Origin of the sequence: Streptomyces sp. T39 (assembly GCF_008042045.1) — a bacterium.
GTDB lineage: Bacteria > Actinomycetota > Actinomycetes > Streptomycetales > Streptomycetaceae > Streptomyces.
Window position 1 is genome coordinate 1 of record NZ_RDBP01000013.1, and the last position, 24,816, is coordinate 24,816.

Consider the following 24,816-nt stretch of genomic DNA (forward strand, 5'->3'; position numbering starts at 1 on the left):
GGGCCGTCCTTCTGCCGCGCGGGGGCGGCGAGGTCGAGCCGCCGGTAGAGGTAGTAGGCGGCGCAGGCGCCCTCGCTGGAGACCATCGTGGCGCCGAGCGGGGAACGGGGGGTGCAGCTGGTGCCGAACGCCTCGCACTCGTGGGGCTTGAGCAGACCCTGCAGGACCTCTCCGCTGCGGCACTCGGCCGGTTCGCGGGTGTCGATCCCCTCGACGGAGAACCGCTGCTCGGCGTCGTACTCCCGGTACCGCTCGGAGAGCCGCCAGCCGCTGTCGGGGATGACGCCGATGCCGCGCCACGCCCGGTCGGTGACCTCGAACACGTCGTCCAGCATGGCGCGGGCGGCGGGGTTGCCCTCGGCCGGCACGGCGCGGGGGTAGGCGTTCTCGACGGTGTGCTCCCCGCGCTCCAGCTGGAGCACGGTCCGCCGGACCCCTTCGAGGATGTCCAGCGGCTCGAAGCCGGTGACGACGATCGGCACCCGGTGACGGGCCGCGAGGGCGGGGTACTCCTCGGTGCCCATGACGCTGCACACGTGCCCGGCGGCGAGGAAGCCCTGGACGCGGCAGTCGGGCGACCTCATGATCGCCTCGATCGCCGGGGGGACCCTGACGTGGGAGACGAGCAGGCTGAAGTTGCGGATGCCGAGACGGCGGGCCTGATGGACCGTCATGGCGTTGGGCGGCGCGGTGGTCTCGAAGCCGATGCCGAAGAAGACCACCTCCCGCTCGGGGTTCTGCTCGGCGATCCGCAGGGCGTCGAGCGGCGAGTAGACGACCCTGACGTCACCGCCCTGCCCGCGGACCTGGAAGAGGTCGCGGCCGGTGCCGGGGACGCGCAGCATGTCGCCGAAGGAGCAGAAGATCACCCCGGGCCGGGAGGCGATCTCCAGGGCCTTGTCGATGACCTCCAGCGGTGTCACGCACACCGGGCAGCCCGGTCCGTGGATCAGCTCGATCTCCGGCGGGAGGAGCTGGTCGATGCCGTGCCGGATGATGGAGTGGGTCTGGCCGCCGCACACCTCCATCAGCGCCCAGGGTTGGGTCACCGCCGACCTGATGCCGTCGAGCAGCCGCCCGGCCAGCGCGGGGTCCTGGAACTCGTCGATGTACTTCACCGCTGCACCTCTCCGGCGGCGCCGTCGGGCACCGGCCGTTCGCCTCCGGCCGCCTCGGCGGCCGTCTCCCACGGGTCGCCGAACTCCTCCTGGAGCATGCCGAGGGTCTCGAACAGCTCCAGCGTCCTCCTGGCCGACTCCTCGTCCAGCCGCTGCAGCGCGAACCCGACGTGGACGACGGCGTATTCACCGGGCTTCAGGTCCGGCAGGTACTCCAGGCACACCTCCTTGACCACTCCGCCGAAGTCGACGGTGGCCATCCGGGTGCCGTCCCGGTCCTCCACCTCCAGCACTCTTCCGGGTACCGCAAGGCACATGTGTCTCTCCTCACTGTTGCTCCGCGGCTCCCGGGGCGGGGGCCGTCCGGGCCGTGGTGCGGGCCGCGACGACGAGCTGCCCGAGCGCGAGCCCCCCGTCGCCCGGCGGGACCAGGCGGTGGCGCAGCACGCGGAAGCCGTCCTGCCGCAGGCCGTGGGCGCAGGCCGAGGAGAGCACGGTGTTGGCGAACACTCCCCCGGTCAGCGCGACGGTCTCCACCCCGGTCGCCTCGCGGGCGGCGGCGCACACGGTCCGCACCAGGCGGGCGACGGCGTGGTGGAAGCGGGCCGCGATCACGGCCGGGCCGGTGCCGCCGCGCACGTCGTCGCAGGCGGCGGCCAGCAGCGGGGCGGGATCGGCGGTGAGCGGGGCACGGGTGCCGGGCCGGTCGAGGCGGAAGGTCCAGCGCCCGTCCGCGCCGGCGTCCGGTGCGCGCAGCGCCGCGGCCTCCAGCTCGATCGCGGCCTGCGCCTCGTATCCGGCGTGGTGGCAGATGCCGGCGAGCGAGGAGACGGCGTCGAAGAGCCGGCCCATGCTGGAGGTGGGGGCGCAGTGGAAGCCGCGGTCCAACTGCCGCTCCAGCACGCGCAGTTCGTCGGGCGGGCAGGCCCGGGTGCACGGCAGCCGGTGGTCGGCCGCCAGGCCGGCGGCCCGCAGATGGGCGAGGGCCATCCGGTAGGGCCGCCGGACGGCCGCGTCGCCGCCCGGCAGGGGGACGTAGGCGAGGTGCGCGAAGCGCGCGAAGCCGGCGTAGTCCGCGAGGAGGAACTCACCTCCCCAGACGGCGCCGTCGAGGCCGTGGCCGGTGCCGTCGAAGGCGACGCCGAGCACGGGCCGGCTGCCGTCGAGGCCGTGTTCGGCCATCGCGGAGGCGATGTGCGCGTGGTGGTGCTGGACGGGGACGACCGGCCGCCCGCCGGCATGCCGCCGGGCCCAGCGTGCGGAGCGGTAGGCGGGGTGGCCGTCGGCGGCGAGCAGCCGCGGCCGCACGCCGGTGATCGACTCCAGCTGCCGCTCGGCGGAGGCGAAGGCCTGCTGGGTGACGAGGTCGTCCATGTCGCCGATGTGGGCGGACAGCCAGGCCGTCCGCCCCTCGCCGAGGCAGAAGGCGTTCTTCAGGTCGCCGCCGACGGCGAGCGCCGGTTCGACGTCGAAGGGGAGTGCGACGGGCAGCGGGGCGTATCCGCGCGAGCGGCGCAGGACCAGCTGTTCGCCGTCGCAGATGCGGACGACGGAGTCGTCGCAGGGCACGTGGATGGGGCGGTCGTGCAGCAGCCAGGCGTCCGCGAGGCCGGCGAGCCGGGTGAGCGCCTCCGCGTCGTCGGTGACGATCGGTTCGCCGGAGAGGTTGCCGCTCGTCATGACCAGCAGCCGGGGGCCGTCCTCGCCCTCGGGGGCGCCCAGGCCGAGGAGCAGATGGTGGACGGGTGTGTAGGGCAGCATCACGCCGAGGTCGGGGCTGCCGGGGGCGACGGCCGCGGCGGGCGAGGCGCCGGTGGGCGCTTCCGGCTCGTCCCGGCGCCGCAGCAGCACGACGGGGCGGACCGTGCCGGTGAGCAGGCCGCGTTCCTCGGGGCCGAGGTGCACCAGGGGTTCGACGTCGGCGAGGCCGGCCGCCATCACCGCGAACGGTTTGTCACCGCGGGCCTTGCGGCGGCGCAGTTCGGCCACGGCGCGGGCGTCCGTCGCGTCGCAGGCCAGGTGGTAGCCGCCGAGGCCCTTGACGGCGAGGACCGCCCCGGCGGCGAGCATCCGGCGCGCCGAACTCACCGCCCGCGGCACCACCGTGGTCAACCTGCTGTCCAGCCCCGGCAGCGGCAAGACCGCTCTGCTCGAACGCGAGCTGCGGCTGGCCGCCGAACGGGGCGTCACCGCCGCCGCACTCACCGCCGACCTGGCCACCGAGAACGACGCCCAGCGCCTGGCCCGCTCCGGGCTCCCCGTCAAGCAGGTCCTCACTCACCATCGTCACCTCGCTCCCGTACGACCGGGCGCACACGACCATGGCCGCCTTCCCCCTGTGCCCCGACTGCGCGCGGGCAGGCGACGGGCTGCGCGTGGAAGCGCCGGTCCGCCGGGTCCTCGTACTCCCGCGCGCAGTCGGGGCACAGGGGGAAGGCGGCCATGGTCGTGTGCGCCCGGTCGTACGGGAGCGAGGTGACGATGGTGAAGCGCGGGCCGCAGTGGGTGCAGGTGACGAAGGGGTGCAGATGGCGCCGGTCGGCGGGGTCCGCGAGTTCGGCGAGGCAGGCGTCGCAGGTGGCCGTGTCCGGCGGGACCAGGGTGCGGCCGGTACCGCCCCCGCGGGAGGGAACGATGGTGAAGCCGCTGCCGCCGGTGACGGCCAGTTCGGCCGCCTCGACGGAGTCCACCCGGGCCAGCGGGGGCGCGCCGGGGGCGATGCGGGCGCAGAAGGCGGCCACGTCCGCGGGGTCCCCCTCGACCTCCGCGACGACGCCGTCGACGGTGTTGGTGACGTGGCCGGAGAGGCGCAGCCCGGTGGCGAGGGCGTGGACGTGGGGCCGGAACCCGACGCCCTGGACGACGCCCCGGACGACCACCCGGCAGCGCCGGGGGGCCGTCGCGGCCGCGGTGGCGGGCCGCGCCGCGCTCACGCGCCGGCCCGGGCCATCACCGGGGCGTGGACACGGCTGCCGCCGGCCGCGGACAGGGCGCGGTCCAGCAGGACGCCGGTGCCCTGGCCGTCGCGCACCGAGCTGAGGACGATCTCCACGCCGGGGTTGACCTGCTGCACGTGGGCGCGGAAGGCCGCCTCGTCGAACTCGGCGGCCTCGGCGAGGTCGGTCTTGGTGACGACGACGAGCTGCGCGAGTCCGAAGGCGGTGGGGTACTTCAGCGGCTTGTCCTCGCCCTCCGTCACGGAGGCGAGGACGACCCGAAGCGATTCCCCGAGGTCGTAGCCCGCGGGGCAGACGAGGTTGCCGACGTTCTCGACGAAGAGCAGCCGCGTGGCGTCGGGCAGCCAGTCGTGCAGATGACGCGCCACCATGTCGGCCTCCAGGTGGCAGAGGCCGTCGGTGAGGACCTGCTTGACGGGGAGCCCGGAGCGGGCCAGGCGCTGGGCGTCGTTCTCGGTGGCCAGGTCGGCGGTGAGTGCGGCGGCGGTGACGCCCCGTTCGGCGGCCAGCCGCAGCTCGCGTTCGAGCAGAGCGGTCTTGCCGCTGCCGGGGCTGGACAGCAGGTTGACCACGGTGGTGCCGCGGGCGGTGAGTTCGGCGCGCAGGATGTCCGCCGCGGCCTCGTTCTTGGCGAGGACGGCCCGCTGGAGATCGACGGCTCGGCACATGGTCAGTTCTCCTCGGTGATCGGTTGGCGGCGTGGTGCGCCGGCCGCGGTGGGGCCGGCCCAGCGGACCTCGCGGATGAGCAGCTCGCGGCCGGAGACGAGCTCGACGGCGGCGGTGCCGCAGCGGGGGCAGAGCAGTCCGGGCGGCATGCCGACGTCCCAGTCGGCGGCGCACGGTGCGCAGCGCGCGGTGCCCGGGACGGTGCGGGTGATCAGTTCGGCGCCCTCGACGACGGTGCCGGCACAGGCGAGTTCGAAGCAGAAGGCGAGCGATTCGGCGACGACGCCCGCCAGTTCGCCCACGTCGAGGTGGATGCTGCGGACACCCGGGGCCCGGCGGCCGCGCGCGGCCGTCTCGACCTGGTCCACGACGGCCAGCGCGACGGACATCTCGTGCATCGTTCTCCGTCCGTGCTCCGGGGTTTCGGCCCGGCCGCCCCGACCGGGCGGCCCGAGGCGCCTTCCCCCGCTGCCGTGGCAGGACGGCCCGGGGCACCTTCTCGGCGGCCATTACAGGCCGTGACGAGGGCGGGGGCGTCCCGGCGCGCCGGTACGGGCGGACGGTGTCGTCCGTTCGGTGCAGCCGCGCCCACCGGGGGACGGTGGGCGCGGCGCGGGTCACATCCGGCTGATGCGCAGATAGCGCCGCACGTCGGGGAGGACGCCCACGACGACGGCGACGGCCGCGACCGCGGCGAGGGCGGCGGCCGCGGTGGTGAGGGCGGTGTTCCTGTTCTTCATGGTGTTCTCCGTATCGGGCTTCGGACGGCGGATTCCCGCTCGACCAGGTCGGTGACCATGCGCACCGCGCCGGGCACCGCGGCGGCGACCTGCGGGCTGAGGCCGATGCCCTCGTCGAGGCAGGCCGGTTCGCAGCCGACGACGGCGATCCGCCGCGGCGGCGCGGCGCCCGTGCCGGCGCACAGGGTGTCCAGCAGGGCGAGGACGGCATCGGGGGTCATGCGGTGGCCGTCGAGCGGCACAGCGGGCGGGCCGGAGCCCTCGCGGTCGGCCGTGGCGTCGATCAGGTAGAGCGTCCCGGGCGGACCGCCGCGGGCGGTGACGTCGACGAGGACGAGGGTGTCCCAGCCGTCGAGGACCTGGTAGGCGAGATGGACGCCGCGGACCCCGACGTCGGCCACCTCGACATGGGGCGGCAGGTCCTCGCGGGCGAGGCGCCGCACGGTCTCGACGCCGAAGCCGTCGTCGCCCAGGAAGATGTTGCCGACGCCGGCCACCAGGGTGCGGGCCGCGCCGGTGGCGGGGCCCCTCACGTGTCCTCCGCCGGCTCGACCTCGTCGGGCTGGAAGTAGAGGAACCTGCCCTGTTCGCGGCGGATGTCGGCGCCGGGGTCGTCGTCGACGGTGACGGCGAGGTGAACGCCGCCGTCGACGTCGTGCAGCACGGCCTCCACGAGGGCGCGGCGTCCGTCGAGGAACAGGTCCTGGGCGTCGGTGCGGCGCAGCCGCGGCCGCAGGACGACCCGGCTTCCGGCGCGCACCGGCCGCCCGCCGACGAGGACGTGGTCGGTCGCCGGGTCGACGCCGGTGTCGCCGCCCGGGTCCCACCAGGGGGTGTCGGGCGGGGTGCAGGGGCCGTCCGGCTCCTTGGGGCCGGTGACCTCCCGCAGGCTGCGCACCGCACCGTGCAGGCGTTCCAGCACGTCGGGCGGCATCGTGTCGGCCAGGTCGATGACGGCGGCGGCGCGGTCGTCGGTGCCCCTGGCCTCGCGCTTCTCCTCGTCGGTGAGGGCCGCGGTGCGCAGGGCGAGGATCTCGTCGATCTCGGTGGCGTCGTAGAGGGCTCCGGGGCTCTCCGGGGCGATGGCCGGGTGGTCCTCCAGGATGATCGGCGAGGACAGCACCAGGTCGGCGCGGCCCGCTTCGCCGGCGAGGACGGGCCAGGTGTGCAGGTTGCGGCAGGCGGCGACGGCGCCCCGGGCCCACTCGGGCGGGTCGGTCATCGACAGGAACGACCCGGCGTCCAGGCGGAGCAGGGTGTGCGCGGCGACGAGGGAGTACGGCAGGGCCGCGTGCCGGTCGGCGCCCGGCGGCGCGGTCCAGGTGCTGGTGTTCTCCACGGTGACGGTCAGCCGCCGTACCCGGTAGGGGCCGTCCAGGTCGGCGGCCGAGATCCGCACGGCGCCGCTGATCTCCTCTCGGCGGCGCACCAGCCGGCCGATCACGGCGCCGTCGTCCCCGGTGACCTGCTCCGTCTCCTCGGCGGCGGGGCGGCCGAAGGGGAACACGGTGCCGTCGCCGTCGAGTCCGTCGACGGGGACGACCAGGGTGACGGTCTCCTCGACGCCTTCGTCCCAGGCCACCAGCACCCGGTCGGCCAGGCGCAGTTCGGCGGTGGGCGTGAACGCGCCGTCCTCGCCGCGCTGTTCGACGGTGCGGCGCTGGGCCCGCAGGAAGCGCACCTCGACGGCGAGTTCGGCGCCGGCCCTCGGTTCCATCAGGCATTCGGTGTGCTGGAAGTCGTGCTCGTCGGCGCGGGCGCTCCACGACGGGGGCACGAGGACGCCGAACTGCCAGCGGAGGCGGTTCTTCGCGGCCGACGCCCGGTAGGGGTAGAGGACGTAGCCCTCGAAGAGGACGGCGTCGGCGACCTGCCGGGCGACGGCGAGCCGCGCCTCGGTGCCTGAGCTGAAGGCGACGGTGGTCATCGTGCCCCCTCCCCCGCCCCGGCGAGCAGCCGCTCGACGGTGGCCTGCCAGGACGGGAGGGCGTGGCGGGAACGGTAGGCGAGGAGGGCGTCCATGGAGTCGCCGGGGAGCCTGATCCATCCGCAGCCCGGGAAGTGCTGGTCGATCATCTCGCGCCAGGTCTTCACGGGCATCCGGTGGGAGAGCTCCTTGTCCCAGGGCACCGGTTCGACGTGGAAGCCTGCGGCGCCGGTGAAGGCGGTCCCGGAGAACAGCAGGAGCAGGGGGACGTCGCCGCCGGAGAGTGCCCGGAAGTAGCGGGAGGCGGCGATATCCGTGTCGTAGGTGCAGGGGACGGCGAGGTCGGTCTCGATCTCGCCGGTGAAGCCGGGGACCATCACGGAGACCTGGGCGAACTGCACGGGGTTGAGGGTGCCGCCCCACCGGGAGCGCTCGCCGAACAGGTCGCCGAGGGCGGCGGCCTCCTCGTCGTCGTAGCCGCGCCGGGCGGGTTCGATGCGGATCTGGCAGCGCAGCGCGAGGGCGTGCACCCGGGTGTCGCCGGAGGCGGTGATCCGCAGCCGGAACACCAGGGTCGGTCCCGCCGCGTAGGCGTCGGCGCGGACGCCCAGGCAGCTGAAGGAGAATTCGGTCACGGCAGGCTCCCCTGGGGTTCGCGTGCCCGGTCGCGCACCTGGGCGAAGAAGGCGTCGAGGTCGGCGCGTGCCTCGGCTCCGCCGTCGAATCCCTGCCAGCGCAGCCGCATGCGGCCGACCAGTTCGTAGCAGAGGTCGACGGGCACGAGGAAGCACTCGGTACGGCCGTCGTGCCGGCGCAGCAGCAGGGCCTCGGTGTCGGGTTCGAGGAGGGCGGCGAGCCGGGTCGCGTCGGTCACGGTGTCCCAGGCCGGCTCGTCGAGTTCGCTCTCGGTGGCGCCGGCCGGGCTCGGGTAGAGGGCGACGGGGCGGCCGAGCACGGAGTTGCGGAAGAAGAACGCGACCGAGACGGGGACGCGCAGCGCCTCCCACACACGGTCGTCGACGCGATGCCGGGGGTCGGTCAGCACCCGCCCCGGGACGGCGCGGAAGCGGCCGGCCGCCCCCGGCGCGTGGTCCATCAGCTGGGAGCAGGGGCCGCAGGCGCAGACCAGGGCGCGCCGGTCCGTGTCGACGAGGTGCCGGTGGCGCTCGCCGTCGAGTTGTGCGCCGCACAGTTCGCAGCGTTCCTCGCGCGGCGGCCGCGGTGTGGTGAATCGGCGCAGACCGGTGGGGGGCTGCGGGGTGTGCGGGGTGCGGCCCGCGGCGGGCGGCGGCGCGCTCACGAGGCGGTGGCCGGCGAGCGGCCGTCGGCGCCGGCGAGCGGCGGGCGGGTGCCGATCTGGAGCAGCGCCGGCTCGCGGGGGCCGGCGGGCTCCAGCTCGACGCGGGTCACCTCGGGGGCGAAGCACGCGAGCGCGTCGGCCGCCGCCTGCCGGGCGGCCTCCTGGCTGCCGGAGCAGCCGCAGCCCGAGGAGGCCGCCGGACGCAGCCTCAGCACACCGCCGGCCGGGTCGAATCCGGCGTTCTCCATGGGCTGCGGCAGGGTGGCCAGGGCGCGTGCGATGCGGGCGGGCGCGTCCTCCGGGTGGAGTCCGTGCAGGGTCAGCAGGCTCGCGACGAGCTCGTCGCCGAGCAGCGCGTCCAGAGGGTCGGCGGGCGGGCGGGCGGCGGGGCGGCCGAGGAGTTCGACGACGCGGGCGAGCCCGCCGCCGTAGAACTCCATCAGGGCGCGGACGACCTCCTCGGCGGCGGCGCGGGCGCCGGCGTCGCCGGAGCCGTCCAGCCTGCCGAGGACCTCCTCGACCCGCCGGCCCGCCTGCTCCGCGGCGGCGGCGCTCATCCGCCCAGTCCGCTCAGGCCGGTGGGCACGTGCATCGACTTCACGGTCCTGCCGTTGCCCGTGTACATGTGGACGCCGCACGGCAGGCACGGGTCGAAGCTGCGCACGGCGCGCATGATGTCGATGCCCTTGAAGTTCTCGGGGGTGTTCTCCTCGAAGATCGGGGTGTTCTGCACCGCGTCCTCGTAGGGGCCGGGGGTGCCGAAGGTGTCCCGGGTGGAGGCGTTCCACGGGGTGGGCGGGTACGGGTGGTAGTTGGCGATCTTGCCGTCCKGGATGACCATGTGGTGGGAGAGGACGCCCCGGACGGCCTCGGTGAAGCCGACGCCGATGGACTCCTCGGGCACCTCGAACTTCTCCCAGGTCTGGGTGCGTCCGGCGCGGACCTCCTCCAGGCCCTTCTCGGCGCAGTGCAGGGCGACGGCCGCCGCGTACGCCTGGAAGTAGGTGCGGGCGCGGTTGCGCTCCAGGGCGTTGCTCCACTGCGGGATCTTCCACTCGAAGGTGGTCTCCGGCTTGGTCATCGTGCGGGGCAGGTTGATGACCACGCTGTGGCCGGTGGCCTTGACGTAGCCGATGTCGACGAGGCCGGACAGGGCCGTGGACCACAGCCGGGCGATGGGGCCGCCGCCGGTGTCCAGGGCGAGGTGGTCCTTGCCGTCGAACCAGCGCGGGGACATGACCCAGCTGTACTTGTCGTCGAAGTTCCGCTTCTGCGGGGCGGGGATGGTGTGCTGGTTCCACGGGTGGCGCGGGTCGACCGGGTTGCCCAGCGGGTCGTGGGTGACGAACTGCTCCTGGCCCTGCCAGTCCTCGTAGTAGGAGCTGCCGAGCAGGATGCGGATGCCGAGGTTGATCTCGGTCAGGTCGTTGGTGACCAGCTTGCCGTCGACGACGACGCCGGGGGTGACGAACATCCGCCGGCCCCAGTCGGTCATGTTGGCGTAGGTGAAGTCGCAGTACTCGGGGTCGTTGAGGGCTCCCCAGCAGCCGAGCAGCACGCGCCGGCGGCCGACCTCCTCGTAGCCGGGGAGGGCCTCGTAGAAGAAGTCGAAGAGGTCGTCGTGGAGCGGGACGACGCGCTTCATGAACTCCACGTAGCGCATCAGCCGGCTGAGGTAGTCGGTGAACAGCTGGACCGACGCGACGGTGCCGACGCCGCCGGGGTAGAGCGTGGAGGGGTGCACGTGGCGGCCCTCCATCAGGCAGAACATCTCCCGGGTGTAGCGGCTCACCTGGAGCGCCTCGCGGTAGAACTCGCCCTCGAGCGGGTTCAGGGAGCGCATGATGTCGGCGATGGTGCGGTAGCCGTGCTCGGCGGCGTGCGGGGCCTCGGTGCGCTCGGCGAGCTCCAGGACCCCGGGGTTGGTCTCGCGGACCATCTTCTCGCAGTAGTCGACCCCGACCAGGTTCTCCTGGAAGATGTTGTGGTCGAACATGTACTCGGCGGACTCACCGAGGTTGATGATCCACTCGGCGAGGTGCGGCGGCTTCACGCCGTACGCCATGTTCTGCGCGTACACCGAACACGTGGCGTGGTTGTCGCCGCAGATGCCGCAGATGCGGCTGGTGATGAAGTGCGCGTCGCGGGGGTCCTTGCCCCGCATGAAGACGCTGTAGCCGCGGAAGACGGACGAGGTGCTGTAGCACTCCGCGACGCGCTTCTGCTTGAAATCGATCTTGGTGTGGATGCCGAGGCTGCCCACGATCCGGGTGATGGGGTCCCACGCCATCTCCACCAGACCAGTGCCGTCACCTGTCGTCTTCGCCGGAGATGCCATGGTGTGTTCGGTGCCCTTCGTCGGATCGTGGACTGCCTGCGGGGGAAGAGGGATGGGGCTGCGGGGCGGGGCCGGTCACCAGGGGGGCCGGTAGCCGGTGGTGATGCTGTCGCCGGTGTGGCGCCACTTCGGCTCCTTGTCGACGGTCCTCGCGGTGATGCCGCGGAGCCTTCGGATCACCGAGCCGTACACGCCGCTGGCCGTGCTGGAGACCTTGCCGCCGGGGGGTTCGTCCATGAAGGGCATGAACTTGTCCGGGAAGCCGGGCATCGTGCACGCGATGCAGATGCCTCCGACGTTGGGACAGCCGCCGATGCCGTTCATCCAGCCGCGCTTGGGCACGTTGCACTTGACGACCGGCCCCCAGCAGCCCAGCTTCACCAGGCACGTGGGCGAGTCGTACGTCTCGGCGAACTGGCCCTGCTCGTAGTACCCGGCCCGGTCGCAGCCCTCGTGCACCGTCGCACCGAACAGCCAGGTGGGACGGAGCTTGTCGTCCAGCGGGATCATCGGCGCGGACCCGACGGCCTGGTACAGCAGGTAGGTGAGCGTCTCCGCGAAGTTGTCCGGCTGGATGGGGCAGCCGGGCACACAGACGATCGGGATGCCCGCCTGGGACTTCCAGTCCCAGCCGAGGTAGTCCGGCACGCCCATGGCGCCGGTCGGGTTCCCGGCCATGGCGTGGATGCCGCCGTAGGTGGCGCAGGTGCCGATCGCGACGACGGCGAGGGCCTTGGGCGCGAGCCGGTCGATCCACTCGCTGGTGGTGATGGGCTGGCCGGTCTCCGGGTTGTCGCCGAAGCCGCACCAGTACCCCTCCTGCTTGATCGCCTCGTTCGGGATCGAGCCCTCGACGACCAGCACGAACGGGTCGATCTCGCCGCGTTCACCCTTGAAGAACCACTCGATGAACGTGTCGGCGCCGCCCACGGGCCCGCACTCGAAGTCGATCAGCGGCCAGTGGACCGCGATCCTGGGGAGCCCGGGCAGACCGGCCAGGGCGATCTCCTCGATGCTGGGCTGCATGGCGGCGGTCAGCGCGACCGAGTCGCCGTCACAGCTGAGTCCCGCGTTGATCCAGAGGATGTGGATCGGCTTCTCTTCGCTGCCGGGGGCGGCGCCCTGTTCCTCGACAGGGGCCGGCGTCGCTGCGTTCATGGGGGGTCGCCTCCTGGGGAGGGTGCGGCGGGGCCGTCGTTCGGGCCTTCGTTCTTGCTAACAGTCGGCCGGGGCGGCCGCCCCCGCACCCGGGCCGTCCGGGGACCCCGCCTGCGGGGCCTCCTTGCGGGCGAACGCGCGGCGCAGCGCGTGGTAGGGCGCCGCGGGGTCCGAGAAGGTCCGCCGCATGCGGGAGAGCTCCTGCTCCCGGTAGGCGGCCAGCGGGGTGCACGCCTCGCGGCGCTCGTACTCCGCCTTCTTGGCGGCGATGCGGGTGCGGGCGGCCGGGTGGGACGCCAGACGTGCGGCCAATCGGGTGATCTCCGAGGTGAACGCGGACGGCCCGCAGTCGACCACCCGGTCGACCAGTCCCATGCCCAGCGCGGCGGCGGCCGAGACGGGCCGGGCCTCGTCGGTGAGCCGGACCGCCATGTCGGCGCCCACCTTGCGCGGCAGGGTGTACGTCCAGTACTCGGATCCGTAGAGGCCCATGCGCCGGTAGTGGGGGTTGAGGACCGATCCGGAGCGGCACCAGACCTCGTCGGCGGCGAGGGCGAGCATGACGCCGCCGGCCGCGGCGTTGCCGCCGACCGCGCTGACGACGAGCCGGTCGGTCGTGGTGAGGACCGCCTCGACGAGGTCGTCCATGGCGTGGATGTTGGCCCAGGACTCTGCGGCCGGGTCGGCGGCGGCCTCGATGACGTTCAGATGGATGCCGTTGGAGAAGAAGTCGCGCTGTCCGCCGAGCACCAGCACCGAGGTGGGCCGGGTGCACGCCGTCCGCCAGGCGGCCAGCAGGCGGCGGCAGTGGTCGGTGCTCATGGCCCCGCCGGGGAAGGCGAACGAGAGCACCCCGACGGGGCCCTGCTCGCGGTAGCGGATGTCGGACCAGGTGCGGGCGCCGGCGGCGGCCACGGGGGCGGGCAGCTCCGGGAGCGGCGGCAGCCGGTCCGCGAGGGCCAGGGTGGCGGGGAGCTTGCAGGCCCGGGCTTCGCCGGGTCCCGTCCGGGCGCGGATCTCGGGGATCCAGACGGCGCCGTCCGCCGTGGCCCGGCAGACCGCGCCCGCGCGGGTGGCCAGCAGGTCGCCGGGGCGTCCGCGCAGGCCGTCCTCGGGGTGGCCGCCGTGGAGGAACCACTCGCCGCCGAGCAGCCGGTCGCGCACGCCGGGCTGGGAGTCGGCGGCGCGCAGCGTGCGCAGCACCCGCTCGGTGGTGTCCTCCTCCCAGGTGATCCTGCGGTGCTCCTGCCGGAGGAGGGGCCGGGCACGGGCGGGGCCCGCCTGCGGGACGGGCGCCTCCCCGGCGGCGACCCGCTCCACGGCGAGGTGCACGGCGGCCACGGCGGCGTCGGACAGCTCGTTGCGGTAGAGGTCGCTCTTGCCGGTCTGCGGGACGGGGAACGGGACGGTCGCCCAGACGTCGCCCGCGTCCATCTCCTCGTCGGCCTGCAGGACGGTGACGCCCCATTCGGCGACGCCCTCGTGGATCGCCCGGTCGAGCGAGGACGGCCCGCGGTCGCCGACCGGACCGGGGTGCACGATCAGGCAGTGGTAGGCCGTCCACACGTCCTTCGGCACGACGGCTCTGAGCAGCGGGGCGACGACCAGGTCGGGCCGGTGGCGGCCGACGGCGTCGCGCACCGACAGGGTGTCGGGCGTGATCTCCACGGGGACGGTGTGCCCGCGGTCCCGCAGTTCGGCACGGACCCGCTGGGTGAGGCTGTTGTAGCTGCTGGCGATGAGCAGAATGCGCATGGGCGGCCCTTCCGGGGTTGCTGTGGACACCGCCGTCGGGGCGGTCCACCCGGCCGCCAGCGATCGTGGCCGCGCTCCGGCTCCGCTCCCCGGCGGCGCAGCGCTCACCTCACCCGATCGGGGCGCGTTTGACACCACTTGGCGGCCCTCCCGCGGGGGTGCTCGCCTCCCGGACGGCCGGCTCGGGGGTGCCCGCGCGGTGGCGGGCCCTCGGCCGCTCGCGCAGGTGCCCGAGGACCTGCCCGCGCGGCCGGTCAGCCGCCCGCCGCGCCCGCCGCGCCGGCTCCGCGCGGGTGGCCGGACGCCGTCGGCCGCCCGGGTCCCCGCGCGGCCGGGGCGGCGGTGCGACGGGGACCGGCGCCACCGTCCGGCGGGTGCGCGACCTGGTCGGCGAGAACACCTCGGCCACCGGCAGCTGCGCCGGCCCGGACCAGGGGCAGGGCGGACGCCCCGGGCAGCAATCGCACGTGCACCGGGTCGGCAGCGCTCTCCGGCGTCGTCCGCCGGGCGCTCACCGGGCGCTCACCGGGCCTGGGTCCCGTGGTCCGGCCCGGCGGGCCGACGAGGTGTCCGGCCCGGTCCCGCCACGTCCCGGCGGTGCCGCCCGTCGGACACCACGGAGCCCGGCGCCGCCGTGCCCGGCGCCGGGCCCTCGTGGTGCCGGTGTCGCGGGCGCGGGAGACGCCGGAGCCGGACGTCCGCGACACCGGGTCGCAGGGGGACGGTCAGCCGTCCCACTTCATGCCGCCGCGGACGGCGAGGGCGCCGGCGGCGGCGAGCAGACCCGCTCCGGCCCACACGTACCACGGTCCGGCGGCCACACCGGCGCTGTCGGCGTTCGGCGACGCCTTCGCGGTGTCGATGGCCTGCGTCGCGAGCGCCAGGTTCTTGTCGTCGGCACTGCCCCACGCGTAGACGACCGTGCCGGTGCCGGACTTCAGGTCCAGGTCGGCGGGGCCGATCGCGACGGTGTCCGTGCCCGCGAGCACCACATCGGCGGAGACGGTGCCCGCGTCGACCTCGGCGGTGCCCTCCTTCGGGTTCACGAGGTCGCTGAAGAGCGGCGTCCCGCCCGCCCGGACGTCCACGGCCGGGGCTGCGGCGACATGACGGACCGTCAGCCGGGCCTTGCCGGACTGCACCTCGTCGGTGTCGTCGGCGAACGCGGTCAGCTGCGGTGTGCCGTCGGCGGACAGATGGGCGGCCACGGTCGCGTCGGAGCCCGCGGCCACCTCGATCTTCTTCTCGATCGCGGGGGTGCCGCCGGGGTCGCTGCCCGCCTTGAAGACCTGGATGTCGTAGGTGCCCGCGTCGAGTGCCTGCGGCTCGGTCACGGTGCCGGGCTTGAAGTCGCCGAGCAGTTCGTCACCGTTGGCGTAGACGTCCACGTCCAGGCCCGGCACGCCGTGGAACACGGACACCATGGCCTTGTCCTGCTGTGCCTGGGGGGCCGCGAGGGCCGGGACGGCGGTGCCGAGTCCGATGGCGCAGACTCCGGCCACGGCGGCCACGGCGAGAGGGGTCCGAGAGGTCATGGTGATCAGTCCTTCGGGGGTACCTCCGCCCGGTGCGGGGGCTCACAGCCTCTTCGCCGCCGGGGGCCGTCCCGGATGCGCCGTGCCCGTCCGCGGCCCGCTCACGGGGGCGCGCCTCCCCGGGCCCGCTCCTGCCGGCGCACCTCGGCCAGGTCGGTGATCCGCTCCAGCCCGCGCACCACCGCGCCGGTGCGGTGGTTGTGCGCGAGGCGCTCCCGGTGGCGGTCGAGGAAGGCCCAGTAGCCCGTGGTGTAGGGGCAGGCGTGCTCGCCTGTCCGGTCACCGGGGCGGTAGCGGCACGGGCCGCACAGGTCGCTCATCCGGTTCACGTAGGCGCCCCCCGAGGTGTAGGGCTTCGTCGTCATCCGGCCGCCGTCGGCGTACTGGGACATGCCGACGACGTTGGGCAGCATGACCCAGTCGTAGCCGTCCACGAAGCAGCGGTGGAACCAGTCGGTGACCTGCGCCGGGTCCCAGCCGCGCTGGAGCGCGTAGCTGCCGAGGATCATCAGCCGGGGGATGTGGTGGGTCCATCCGGTGTCGCGCACCTGGGCCAGCACGGTGTGCAGGCACCGGGCGCGCACGTCGTCCGCGTCGAGGTCGTTCCACCAGGCGGGCAGCGGAGCGGTGTGCCGCAGCACGTTGGAGTGGCGGTACTCCTCGCCGAAGTACCAGTAGAGCTGCCACACGTACTCGCGCCAGCCCGCGATCTGGCGGACGAAGCCCTCCACGCTGTTCAGCGGGGCGAGTCCGGCGCGCCAGGCCGTCTCCGCGCGGGCGACGCACTCGGCGGGATCCAGCAGTCCGAGGTTGAGGGAGGACGACAGCAGGCTGTGGCTCATCACGGGGTCGCCGGCGAGCACGGCGTCCTCGTACGGGCCGAAGGCGGCCAGGCGCCGCTCCACGAAGCGGCTCAGCGCCGCGCGCGCCTCGGCCCGGGAGGCGGGGAAGCGGCGGGGCCCGTCCCGCCCGACGAAGGACACGTCGCCGTCGGCCTCCCAGCGGTCGAGGTCGTGGCGGACCTCGTCGTCGATCTCGTCCTCGCGCGGCCGGTACGGGCGCGGGACGTCGAGGGCGGGGGTGTGCGGCGGCGGCCGCCGGTTGTCGTGGTCGAGGTTCCAGGTGCCCCCGGCAGGACGGTCGGCGTCCATGAGCAGGTCGTGGCCGCGCCGGACCCAGTGGTAGAAGTCCTCCTGCCGCAGCCGGGCGCCGTCGCGCCCGTCGGCCCAGGCCGCGAAGTCGGCGTGCGGCACCAGGAATCCGCGGGCCGGCCCCACGGTCACCTGCGGCAGGGACCGCACCAGGCCGAGCGCGGCGCGGGAGGTGGGGTGGTGCACGGTGACCGGACGCGACCCGGCCGCCTCGGCCAGTCCTTCGCGGTAGGTGCCGGCGCGCACATAGGTGACGCGGTCGCCGAGCTCCGCCGCGCGGTGGCGCATCGCGGAGAGCACCAGATGGGCCTTGGCCCGGTGGAACCTGCGCCGCCGGAAGACCGCGCGGGACTCGATCATCAGCAGCGGTGTGCCGCGGGAGGGGCCGTCCTCGGACGGCGTGAGGAAGTGCGGGCCGAGCTGGTCGCCGAAGAGCCAGTGCACGCGGGTCACCTCCGTCGTGGGCGGCCGGGAGACGGGCCGGTCCCGGTGGCGGGAAGGCGCCTCCCGCCACCGGGACCGGCCCACCCCGCCCACGGTAGGCGCGGGCGGGGCACGTCGCCCGGCGTACCGGCCGGCGCGGACCGGGCCGGCCGGCTTCCGGCCGCTACACCGCGACCGGGGGCTTCTCCGCCGTGTCCGGGCGGGACTCGCGGGCCAGGGCGCTCGGCCACCATGCCTTCGGACCGATGTCCACGACCAGCGCGGGCACCAGCAGGGACCGGACCACGAGGGTGTCCAGCAGCACGCCGAAGGCGACGATGAACGCGATCTGCACCAGGAAGGCCAGCGGGATCACCATCAGCGCGGCGAAGGTGGCCGCGAGGACGACGCCCGCGGAGGTGATGACCCCGCCGGTCGTGGTCAGGCCGCGCAGCACGCCCAGGCGGGTGCCGTGGGTGAGCGTCTCCTCGCGGACCCGGGACATCAGGAAGATGTTGTAGTCGACGCCGAGGGCCACCAGGAAGACGAATCCGTAGAGCGGGACGGAGGCGTCCGTGCCGCTGAAGCCGAGCAGGTGCTCGAAGACGAGGGCCGACACCCCCAGCGTGGCGAGGAAGTTGAGGGCGACCGTCGCGACGAGCAGCACCGGCACCAGCAGGGAGCGCAGCAGCATCACGAGGATCAGCAGGATGATGGCGAGCACGACGGGCACGATGATCGTCCGGTCGCGTGCGGCGGTCTGCTGGGTGTCGTACTGCTGGGCCGTGTAGCCGCCGACGATCGCGTCCGCGTCCGGCACGGCGTGGACCTGCTCGCGCAGCCGCTCGACCGTGTCCTTCGCCGCGTCGCTGTCGGCCGCCGCCTCCAGGGTGGCGTCGATGCGTACGCGGCCGTCGACGACGAGCGGGTCGCCGGTTCCGGGCCGCCCGGAGGCGGAGACGGCGGCGGCCGAGGCGACGCCCTCGGTGCCCTCGGCGGCGGCGGTGACCTGCTCGGCCCGGTCGGCGGAGGCGATGATCACGGCGGGGTTGCCCGAGCCGCCGGGGAAGTGCTTGCCGAGGGTCTCCTGAGCGGCCACCGAGGGGGCGTCGTTGACGAAGATCTCGTCGAGGGGCACGCCCTTGGAGGAGAGCGCCGGGGAGAACGCGGCGAAGGCCGTGAGGACGAGCGCCGTGGACACCCACACCTTGCGCGGGGCCTTGTCGACCACCGCGGCGACCCGGCGCCACACGCCGTGCCCCTCGACCGTGGCGTCCGAGGGCTTGGGCCGGGCGGGCCAGTAGGCGGCGCGCCCGAGCAGCGCCAGGACGGCGGGCAGGAAGGTCAGGGTGGACAGGACGGCGCAGACGATGCCGATGGCCCCGACCGGGCCGAGCGCCCGGTTGTTGGTGAGGTCGCTCGCGAGGAGGGCCAGCAGGCCGAGCGCGACGGTGGCCGCGCTGGCGGTGATCGCGCCGAAGGAGCGGCGCACCGCCGCCATGGCCGCCGCGGCCCGGTCGCCGCGCGCGGCGAGTTCCTCGCGGAAGCGGGCGGCGAGCAGCAGGGCGTAGTCGGTGGCCGCGCCGATCACCAGGATGGAGAGGATGCCCTGCACCTGTCCGTCGACCCGCACGACGTCCCGGTCGGCGAGGGCGTAGACCACGGCGCAGGCGAGGCCCAGCGCGAAGACGGCGCCGAGGATGATGACGAAGGGCAGCAGCACACTGCGGTACACCAGCAGCAGGATGAGCAGCACGGCCGCGAGCGCCACGCCGAGCAGCAGGCCGTCGATGCCGGCGAAGGCGTCGGAGAGGTCGGCCTGGCTCGCCGCGGGTCCGGCGATCTCGGCCTCGGTGTCCGCGACCGCGCCGGCCGCCTCGCGCACCTCACCGAGGACCGTGGGCAGTTCCTCCCCGAGGTCGGGTTCCAGCTGGACGACCGCCTGCATCGCCTCGCCGTCCTCCGAGAGAAAGGCGGGCGACGGCTGTCCGACGACGCCCGGGCGGCCGGCGAGGCCGCCGATCGCCTGGGTCGCCTCGGTCCGCTGCGCGTCGGTGACTCGGGTGCCGTCGGCGGTCCAGACGACGATCGCGGGCACGGTCTCGCCCTGGTCGAAGGCCTCCCGTGCCGTGAGCACCTGCGTGGACTCGGCGTCCTGCGGCAGGAATGCGGCCTGGTCGTTGGTGGCGACCTCGCCCAGCTTGCCCGCGTACGGTCCGAGCGTGCCGCCGACGCCGAGCCAGACGACCAGCAGGACGAGCGGTACCAGCCACCGGGCCCAGCGCGGTGTGTTCCTCATGGGGATCCCCAAGCCTCGCGGAGTATGTCACTCACAAAGTATGTCAACCGTCGAGACACTTTATCGTGCGCAACCACTGCTCCCGACACCCCCTGCCCGCCCACCGCTTCTGCCCCGCGCCGCGTTCCGGATGCGCCGGGCGGGGGCGGCCCCACTCCCCGTTCCGGATGCGCCGGGCAGGGAAGCGGCACCACTCGGGGAGCACGAGGTGCGGCCCCGCCTCGGGGGGAAGGCGGGGCCGCACCGGTCGTGCACCCGTCAGGGGGACGGGGCGGCGGATGTCAGGACTTCGGCATCAGCACGGTGTCGACGATGTACACGGTGGCGTTGGCGGTGGGGACGTTGCCGCAGACGACCTTGGAGGTGTCGTTGACGGTGTAGTTCTCGCCGGAGCCCTTGGTCGTCAGGGTGGACTTCTGGAGGGTCGGGTAGGTGCCGTTCTCCAGCTGCTGCGGGGTGAGCTTCTCGCCGACCACGTGGTACGTGAGGATGTTGGTCAGCATCTCCTTGTCGGCGAGGACCTTGTCGAGGTCGGCCTTCGGGATCTTGGCGAAGGCGTCGTTGGTCGGCGCGAACACGGTGATGTTCTGCGCGTTGTTGAGGGTGTCGACGAGACCGGCCTTCGTGACGGCGGTGACCAGGGTCGACAGGGCAGGGTTGTTGGAGGCGGCGGTGGCGACGGGGTCCTTGGCCATGCCGTCGAACGAGCCCGCACCGTCCTTCGGCACCGAGGCGCACGCCGGACCGAAGGGAGCGTCCGTGCCGGCCGAGGCGTCCATGGACGGGCTGGCCTTGTCCTCCGCCGGGGCCGAACTCGCCGCGTCGGAGGCCGCGTCGGAGGAGCTGCCGTCGCTCCCGCAGGCCGTCAGGGCGAGCGGCAGGACGGCGGCGGCGGCAACGGCGACAGCGGCACGGCGGAAACGGAACGCGTTCATCGATATCTCCTGAGGTGTTCACTTCGTCACACAGGGTGACAGGACAGGGGTGCGGAGCACGGGCCTCGCACCGAGGAACCGGTTCGGGGGTTACGCGGTGACGGCCGTCGGAGATCTCCCGCCCGCCGGGCGGGCGGCCCGCGCGCCGGCGCGTATCGAGCGCGGGGACGGGACCCGGCTCGGGACGGGGCGGCCGCGGCGGGCGGTGGCTGCTCTCTCGATCGTCACAACCCCTATTCGGCGCTCGGGCGGCCTTGGATGGGTGTGTCCCCCGAAAGAGTGATCAACCCGTGCGGGCCCGACGCCCCGAGAGCCGGCGCGGGACCCTTGGCTCAAAGTCTGAACAGTGCTTCACTTCTTTCATGGCCTACCGCAAGACCCCCGCCGAACTCCGCCGTCTCGAGGCCGCCCGCGACCATCTGGTGGCGCGTGCCACCGAGGTCGTCGCCGAGGTGGGGTGGGCACAGGCGTCCGTCACCGCCGTCGCCGACGCGGCCGGTATCGCGGCCGGTTCGGTCTACCAGCACTTCCCGTCCAAGGCCGCCCTCGCCGTCGAGGTCTTCCGGCGGGCGGCCGGACGGGAGGTGGAGGTCCTCGGCGAGGTGCTGCGCGGCCCCGGCACGCCCGTGGACCGCCTCGCCGCCGGGGTCGGGGTCTTCGCCCGCCGGGCCCTGGAGAACCGGGGTCTCGCCCACGCCCTGCTCGCCGCACCGGCGGAAGCGGCCGTCGGCGCCGAGCGCCTGGAATTCCGCCGCCGCTACCGTGCGCTGTTCGCCGAGGTGATCGCCGAGGGCATGCGGGAGGGCCTGCTGCCTCCGCAGGACGGCGAGGTGACCGCCGCCGCGCTCACGGGGGCGGTCGGCGAGGTGCTCGTCGACCCGCTGTCCGGGCCGGACGGCAGCGGCGCCCGCACCGGGGACCTCCTCGCCGAGCTCACGGCACTGGCACTGCGCTGCTCGGGCGCCCCGTCCGCGGCGCCCCGCACCTGACCCGGCACCATCCGCCCACCACGCCCCCGGAGCACCGCATGTCCGCACCGTCCAGCAACCCGACCGCCGTGACGCACGAGATCACCAACCAGCCACCGCCGCTGACCGGCCACGACGTCGCCGACGACCCGGTGCTCCTCGAAGGGGTGCGCCGGGAGGGCGCCGAGTGGTGCCTGGACGACCTGCACCGGCTCGGCCGCAGGGCCGGGAGCGAGGAGGTCCGGCGCTGGGCGGAGGAGGCCAACCGCCACGAGCCGGTGCTGCGCACCCACGACCGGTACGGCCGCCGCATCGACGAGGTCGACTTCCACCCGGCCTATCACGCGCTGATGGAGGTGGCGGTCGGCGCGGGACTCGCGGGCGCGGCGTGGACCGACGAGCGCACCGGCGCCCATGTCGCCCGGGCCGCCGGGTTCATGGTGTGGAGCAGCGCCGAGGCCGGTCACGGCTGCCCGGTGTCCATGACGTACGCGGTGGTGCCCGCACTGCGCCACTCCCCCGACCTCGCCAGGACCTACGAGCCGCTGCTGACCGGCCGGGTCTACGATCCGGGGCTGCGGACCCCGGCGGACAAGCGGGGCCTGCTCGCCGGCATGGGGATGACCGAGAAGCAGGGCGGCACCGACGTCCGCGCGAACACGACCACCGCGACGGAGCACGCCGACGGGACCTGGCGCCTCCGCGGACACAAGTGGTTCACCAGCGCGCCGATGAACGACCTGTTCCTGGTCCTCGCGCAGGCGCCCGGCGGGCTGTCCTGCTTCCTGGTGCCGCGGGTGCTGCCCGACGGCGGCCGCAACACCTTCCGCATCCAGCGCCTCAAGGACAAGCTGGGCAACCGCTCGAACGCGAGCAGCGAACCCGAGTTCGACGACACGGTCGCCTGGCTCGTGGGTGCCGAGGGCAAGGGGGTGCGCACGATCATCGACATGGTCACCATGACCCGGCTCGACTGCGTCCTCGGCTCGGCCTCCGGGACCCGGGCGGCCCTCGCCGAGGCCGCCCACCATGTGCGCCACCGCCGTGTGTTCGGCGCCCGGCTCGTCGACCAGCCGCTGATGCGCAACGTCGTCGCCGACCTCGGCCTGGAGTCCGAGGCGGCGACGACCCTGGCCCTGCGCCTGGCGGGCGCCGCCGACCGGGCGCAGCGCGGGGACGACGGGGAGCGCGCCTTCCTGCGCATCGCGACGGCCGTCGGCAAGTACTGGGTGTGCAAGCGGCAGCCCGCCGCCGTGGCCGAGGCGCTGGAGTGCCTCGGGGGCAACGGCTACGACGAGGCGTCGGGCATGCCGCGCCTGTACCGGGAGGCCCCGCTGAACGGCATCTGGGAGGGCTCCGGCAACGTCAACGCCCTGGACCTGCTGCGCGCGCTCGCGCGGGAGCCCGCGTCCCTCGACGCCTTCCACGCCGAGATCGGGGCGGCCGCCGGCGCCGATGGCCGGCTCGACGCCGCCTGGAGTGCGCTGAAGGACGAGCTGGTCCTCACCGAGGACGCGCCCCTGCGGGCCCGCCGCGTCATCGAGCGCGCGGCGCTGGTCCTCCAGGGCTCGCTCCTGGTGCGTCACGCGCCGGCCGCCGTCGCGGACGCCTTCTGCGCCTCGCGTCTCGCGGGCGACCGGGGTCTGGCGTTCGGCACCCTGCCGCCGGGCACGGACTTCGCGGCGCTGCTGGAGCGCCTGCCGCGCTGACCGTCGCGCCGCCCGCCCACGGGCCGCCCCGCGGCGGTGGAGGTGCACGGCCTCGGCGGGCGGCCGACGATGGGACGGGGGCCGGTCCCGGGAGGCGCTTCGATGCACAGCGACAGCCAGCACACCACCGACGTCCTGGTGATCGGCGCCGGCCCCGTGGGGCTCACCGCCGCCGGTGAGCTGCGCAGACGCGGCGTCGGCGTCCGGGTCGTCGACAGGCTGCCCGACCGGCTGCCGTATGCGAAGGCCGTGGGCATCCAGCCGCGCACCCTGGAGCTGTGGGACCGGGCCGGGCTCGTCGGCAAGGTGCTGGAGGCGGCCGTGCCGATGCTCGGCCAGCTGCTGTACGTCGACGGCGCCGAGCGCGGGCGGTTCGACCTGGTGCTGCCGCCGGAGGTGCCCTACCGCTTCGCCGCGCTGCCCCAGTACGAGACCGAACGGATCCTGGAGGAGTTCCTGGAGGGTTTCGGGACACGGGTCGAACGCGGCACGGAACTCGTCTCGTTCGAGCAGGACGACGACGGGGTGACGGCCCGTCTCGTGCACACGGCACCGGACGGGAACCGCGAGGAGGAGGTCCGCTGCCGCTATCTGGTGGGCTGCGACGGCGCCCACAGCGCGGTGCGCAAGGGGCTGGGGCTGACGTTCGAGGGCGGTGCCTTCCCCGACGAGTACATGCTGGGGGACGTGGAGGTCGACTGGGACCTGCCGCACGGCTACGGCGTGCGCTCGCTGCACCGCGGCGCCGACGGCGGTGTCGACGACGCGCTGGTGTGCATCCCGCTGCCGGGCGACGGCCGTTACCGCATGTCGATGACGGTGCCGCCGGAACTGTCGGCATCCGGCCGGGACGGCGCCCGGGGCGACGCCGTCGCGCACGGTCTGGAGACGGGCCGCGCCCCCTCGCTCGCCCAGGTCCAGGCGGTCCTGGACCGGCTGTCGCCGCGGCCGGCGACCGCGTCGGCGCTGCGCTGGTCGTCGGTGTTCCGCATCAGTCACCGGCTGGTGGACCGCTACGGCCGCGGCCGGGTCTTCGTCGCCGGGGACGCCGCCCACATCCATCCGCCGACCGGCGCCCAGGGCATGAACACCGGGATCCAGGACGCCTGGAACCTGGCCTGGAAACTCGCCCTCGCCGTGGCCGGCCGTGCCCATCCGCGGCTGCTCGCCAGCTACGACGCCGAACGGCGTCCGGTGGGCGAGGAGGTCGTGGGCCGGACCGTGCGGCACGCCGCCGAGGGCGTCCAGGCGGACCCGGCGGACCCGGCGACGCTGATCCTGCGCGAGGCTCAGCTGCTGGTCGGCTACCGGGGCAGCCCGGTCGTGGACGGCGAGGCCCCGGGCGGCGGGCCGGGCCCGGGGGCCGGCGACCGGGCACCCGACTGCGGCGGTCTGCGCGGCCGGATCGCCGCCTATCCACTGCGGCTGTTCGACGTCCTGCGCGGGCGGGGCCATGTGCTGGTCGTGTACGGCGCCGCCGCCGCGGACGCCTCGAACGGCTCGTTCGGGCGGCTGGCGCACCAGGCGCGGCAGGCGTCGCGCGGCCTCGTCGAGACATGCGCCGTCGTCGCGGGTGACGGCGCACCGCCCGAGGGGGCGGGGCCGCCCGTGTACCGCGACACCGGGGGCGAGTTCGCCCGGCAGTACGGGGTGCGGGAGCCGACCGCGTTCCTCGTGCGGCCCGACGGCTACCTGGGCGCCCGGCTTCCGCTCCCGGCGGAGCACTCCCTCGCCGCGCATCTCGCCCGCGTCTTCGCCGGATGACGCCGGATGACGCCGGACGGCGGCACGTGGCCGTGCGCCGCGGGCGCCCCCGGCCCGGGGCCCTCGTCCGC

The 24,816-nt window shown here is 74.4% G+C and carries 21 protein-coding genes and 2 pseudogenes; 4 read left to right on the forward strand and 19 right to left on the reverse strand.

Annotated elements, in window-relative coordinates; genetic code table 11:
* The 3 genes from hypD to hypF all read right to left on the reverse strand — a co-directional run.
* On the reverse strand, positions 1–1,118 hold a 1,118-nt coding region (hypD, locus tag EAO77_RS17430), incomplete at its 3' end, for a hydrogenase formation protein HypD (protein WP_147989195.1).
* Positions 1,115–1,435: a HypC/HybG/HupF family hydrogenase formation chaperone gene (locus tag EAO77_RS17435; protein WP_147989196.1), complete on the reverse strand. Its 321-nt coding sequence runs from the start codon at positions 1,433–1,435 to the stop codon at positions 1,115–1,117. The genes hypD and EAO77_RS17435, both read right to left, overlap by 4 nt.
* A 10-nt stretch (positions 1,436–1,445) precedes the next feature.
* Positions 1,446–3,206 (reverse strand): carbamoyltransferase HypF, encoded by a 1,761-nt coding sequence (hypF, locus tag EAO77_RS17440; RefSeq protein WP_410088565.1) that lies wholly within the window; start codon positions 3,204–3,206, stop codon positions 1,446–1,448.
* Here hypF and EAO77_RS17445 point away from each other — a divergent pair.
* Positions 3,157–3,468 (forward strand): annotated as a pseudogene (locus tag EAO77_RS17445) (GTP-binding protein); the annotation flags it as partial. The gene hypF and the pseudogene EAO77_RS17445 sit on opposite strands and share 50 nt — an antisense overlap.
* Here the strand turns inward: EAO77_RS17445 and EAO77_RS17450 are convergent.
* The 16 genes and pseudogenes from EAO77_RS17450 to EAO77_RS17520 form a co-directional block, all read right to left on the reverse strand.
* Positions 3,469–4,051 (reverse strand): annotated as a pseudogene (locus EAO77_RS17450) (acylphosphatase); the annotation flags it as partial.
* Positions 4,048–4,743 carry a hydrogenase nickel incorporation protein HypB gene (gene hypB, locus EAO77_RS17455; RefSeq protein WP_147989197.1) on the reverse strand — a complete coding sequence of 232 codons (696 nt, stop codon included), beginning with the start codon at positions 4,741–4,743 and terminating at the stop codon, positions 4,048–4,050. The gene hypB and the pseudogene EAO77_RS17450, both read right to left, overlap by 4 nt.
* A gap of 2 nt (positions 4,744–4,745) precedes the next feature.
* On the reverse strand, positions 4,746–5,141 hold the full coding sequence (locus tag EAO77_RS17460; protein ID WP_147989198.1) for a hydrogenase maturation nickel metallochaperone HypA: 396 nt from the start codon (positions 5,139–5,141) through the stop codon (positions 4,746–4,748).
* A gap of 219 nt (positions 5,142–5,360) precedes the next feature.
* A complete protein-coding gene (locus EAO77_RS40080; protein WP_261994004.1) occupies positions 5,361–5,483 on the reverse strand; it encodes a DUF6893 family small protein in 123 nt (40 codons plus the stop codon).
* Positions 5,480–6,016 (reverse strand): hydrogenase maturation protease, encoded by a 537-nt coding sequence (locus tag EAO77_RS17465; RefSeq protein ID WP_147989199.1) that lies wholly within the window; start codon positions 6,014–6,016, stop codon positions 5,480–5,482. The genes EAO77_RS40080 and EAO77_RS17465 overlap by 4 nt, the downstream gene beginning before the upstream one ends.
* A complete protein-coding gene (locus tag EAO77_RS17470; RefSeq protein ID WP_147989200.1) occupies positions 6,013–7,410 on the reverse strand; it encodes a hypothetical protein in 1,398 nt (465 codons plus the stop codon). The genes EAO77_RS17465 and EAO77_RS17470 overlap by 4 nt, the downstream gene beginning before the upstream one ends.
* Positions 7,407–8,045, reverse strand: coding sequence for a DUF6084 family protein (locus EAO77_RS17475; RefSeq protein ID WP_147989201.1), 639 nt, complete (start codon positions 8,043–8,045; stop codon positions 7,407–7,409). Before EAO77_RS17475 ends, EAO77_RS17470 begins: the two co-directional genes overlap by 4 nt.
* Positions 8,042–8,710 carry a DUF5947 family protein gene (locus EAO77_RS17480; RefSeq protein ID WP_147989202.1) on the reverse strand — a complete coding sequence of 223 codons (669 nt, stop codon included), beginning with the start codon at positions 8,708–8,710 and terminating at the stop codon, positions 8,042–8,044. The genes EAO77_RS17475 and EAO77_RS17480 overlap by 4 nt, the downstream gene beginning before the upstream one ends.
* A complete protein-coding gene (locus EAO77_RS17485) occupies positions 8,707–9,267 on the reverse strand; it encodes a hypothetical protein (RefSeq protein ID WP_147989203.1) in 561 nt (186 codons plus the stop codon). Before EAO77_RS17485 ends, EAO77_RS17480 begins: the two co-directional genes overlap by 4 nt.
* The gene (locus EAO77_RS17490; protein WP_147989204.1) at positions 9,264–11,048 is read right to left on the reverse strand and encodes a nickel-dependent hydrogenase large subunit; all 1,785 of its coding nucleotides are present in this window, start codon (positions 11,046–11,048) and stop codon (positions 9,264–9,266) included. Before EAO77_RS17490 ends, EAO77_RS17485 begins: the two co-directional genes overlap by 4 nt.
* A 75-nt stretch (positions 11,049–11,123) precedes the next feature.
* Positions 11,124–12,206: a hydrogenase expression protein HypE gene (locus EAO77_RS17495; protein WP_147989205.1), complete on the reverse strand. Its 1,083-nt coding sequence runs from the start codon at positions 12,204–12,206 to the stop codon at positions 11,124–11,126.
* Between the two features lie 57 nt (positions 12,207–12,263).
* On the reverse strand, positions 12,264–13,961 hold the full coding sequence (locus tag EAO77_RS17500; RefSeq protein WP_147989206.1) for a hydrogenase maturation protein: 1,698 nt from the start codon (positions 13,959–13,961) through the stop codon (positions 12,264–12,266).
* 725 nt (positions 13,962–14,686) lie between these two features.
* Positions 14,687–15,496, reverse strand: coding sequence for a DUF4397 domain-containing protein (locus EAO77_RS17505; RefSeq protein WP_147989207.1), 810 nt, complete (start codon positions 15,494–15,496; stop codon positions 14,687–14,689).
* Between the two features lie 101 nt (positions 15,497–15,597).
* Positions 15,598–17,091 (reverse strand): cryptochrome/photolyase family protein, encoded by a 1,494-nt coding sequence (locus EAO77_RS17510; RefSeq protein WP_147989208.1) that lies wholly within the window; start codon positions 17,089–17,091, stop codon positions 15,598–15,600.
* Positions 17,092–17,254: 163 nt separating this feature from the next.
* The gene (locus tag EAO77_RS17515; protein WP_147989209.1) at positions 17,255–19,369 is read right to left on the reverse strand and encodes an MMPL family transporter; all 2,115 of its coding nucleotides are present in this window, start codon (positions 19,367–19,369) and stop codon (positions 17,255–17,257) included.
* Between the two features lie 281 nt (positions 19,370–19,650).
* Positions 19,651–20,304, reverse strand: coding sequence for a fasciclin domain-containing protein (locus EAO77_RS17520; RefSeq protein ID WP_147989210.1), 654 nt, complete (start codon positions 20,302–20,304; stop codon positions 19,651–19,653).
* Between the two features lie 362 nt (positions 20,305–20,666).
* On the opposite strand from EAO77_RS17520, the gene EAO77_RS17525 reads away from it, so the two are divergent.
* The 3 genes from EAO77_RS17525 (at position 20,667) to EAO77_RS17535 (ending at position 24,745) form a co-directional block, all read left to right on the forward strand.
* Positions 20,667–21,293 (forward strand): TetR/AcrR family transcriptional regulator, encoded by a 627-nt coding sequence (locus EAO77_RS17525; protein ID WP_147989211.1) that lies wholly within the window; start codon positions 20,667–20,669, stop codon positions 21,291–21,293.
* A gap of 38 nt (positions 21,294–21,331) precedes the next feature.
* Positions 21,332–22,981 (forward strand): acyl-CoA dehydrogenase family protein, encoded by a 1,650-nt coding sequence (locus EAO77_RS17530; RefSeq protein ID WP_147989212.1) that lies wholly within the window; start codon positions 21,332–21,334, stop codon positions 22,979–22,981.
* 102 nt (positions 22,982–23,083) lie between these two features.
* On the forward strand, positions 23,084–24,745 hold the full coding sequence (locus EAO77_RS17535; RefSeq protein ID WP_147989213.1) for an FAD-dependent monooxygenase: 1,662 nt from the start codon (positions 23,084–23,086) through the stop codon (positions 24,743–24,745).
* Positions 24,746–24,816 lie beyond the last annotated feature (71 nt).

Excerpts from the sequence above, each read along its gene's own strand:
- EAO77_RS17435 (WP_147989196.1), bottom strand. The coding sequence starts at position 1,435 with ATGTGCCTTGCGGTACCCGGAAGAGTGCTGGAGGTGGAGGACCGGGAC.
- hypB (WP_147989197.1), bottom strand. The coding sequence starts at position 4,743 with ATGTGCCGAGCCGTCGATCTCCAGCGGGCCGTCCTCGCCAAGAACGAG.
- EAO77_RS17460 (WP_147989198.1), bottom strand. The coding sequence starts at position 5,141 with ATGCACGAGATGTCCGTCGCGCTGGCCGTCGTGGACCAGGTCGAGACG.
- EAO77_RS40080 (WP_261994004.1), bottom strand. The coding sequence starts at position 5,483 with ATGAAGAACAGGAACACCGCCCTCACCACCGCGGCCGCCGCCCTCGCC.
- EAO77_RS17470 (WP_147989200.1), bottom strand. The coding sequence starts at position 7,410 with ATGACCACCGTCGCCTTCAGCTCAGGCACCGAGGCGCGGCTCGCCGTC.
- EAO77_RS17485 (WP_147989203.1), bottom strand. The coding sequence starts at position 9,267 with ATGAGCGCCGCCGCCGCGGAGCAGGCGGGCCGGCGGGTCGAGGAGGTC.
- EAO77_RS17495 (WP_147989205.1), bottom strand. The coding sequence starts at position 12,206 with ATGAACGCAGCGACGCCGGCCCCTGTCGAGGAACAGGGCGCCGCCCCC.
- EAO77_RS17500 (WP_147989206.1), bottom strand. The coding sequence starts at position 13,961 with ATGCGCATTCTGCTCATCGCCAGCAGCTACAACAGCCTCACCCAGCGG.
- EAO77_RS17505 (WP_147989207.1), bottom strand. The coding sequence starts at position 15,496 with ATGACCTCTCGGACCCCTCTCGCCGTGGCCGCCGTGGCCGGAGTCTGC.
- EAO77_RS17515 (WP_147989209.1), bottom strand. The coding sequence starts at position 19,369 with ATGAGGAACACACCGCGCTGGGCCCGGTGGCTGGTACCGCTCGTCCTG.
- EAO77_RS17520 (WP_147989210.1), bottom strand. The coding sequence starts at position 20,304 with ATGAACGCGTTCCGTTTCCGCCGTGCCGCTGTCGCCGTTGCCGCCGCC.
- EAO77_RS17525 (WP_147989211.1), top strand. The coding sequence starts at position 20,667 with ATGGCCTACCGCAAGACCCCCGCCGAACTCCGCCGTCTCGAGGCCGCC.
- EAO77_RS17530 (WP_147989212.1), top strand. The coding sequence starts at position 21,332 with ATGTCCGCACCGTCCAGCAACCCGACCGCCGTGACGCACGAGATCACC.
- EAO77_RS17535 (WP_147989213.1), top strand. The coding sequence starts at position 23,084 with ATGCACAGCGACAGCCAGCACACCACCGACGTCCTGGTGATCGGCGCC.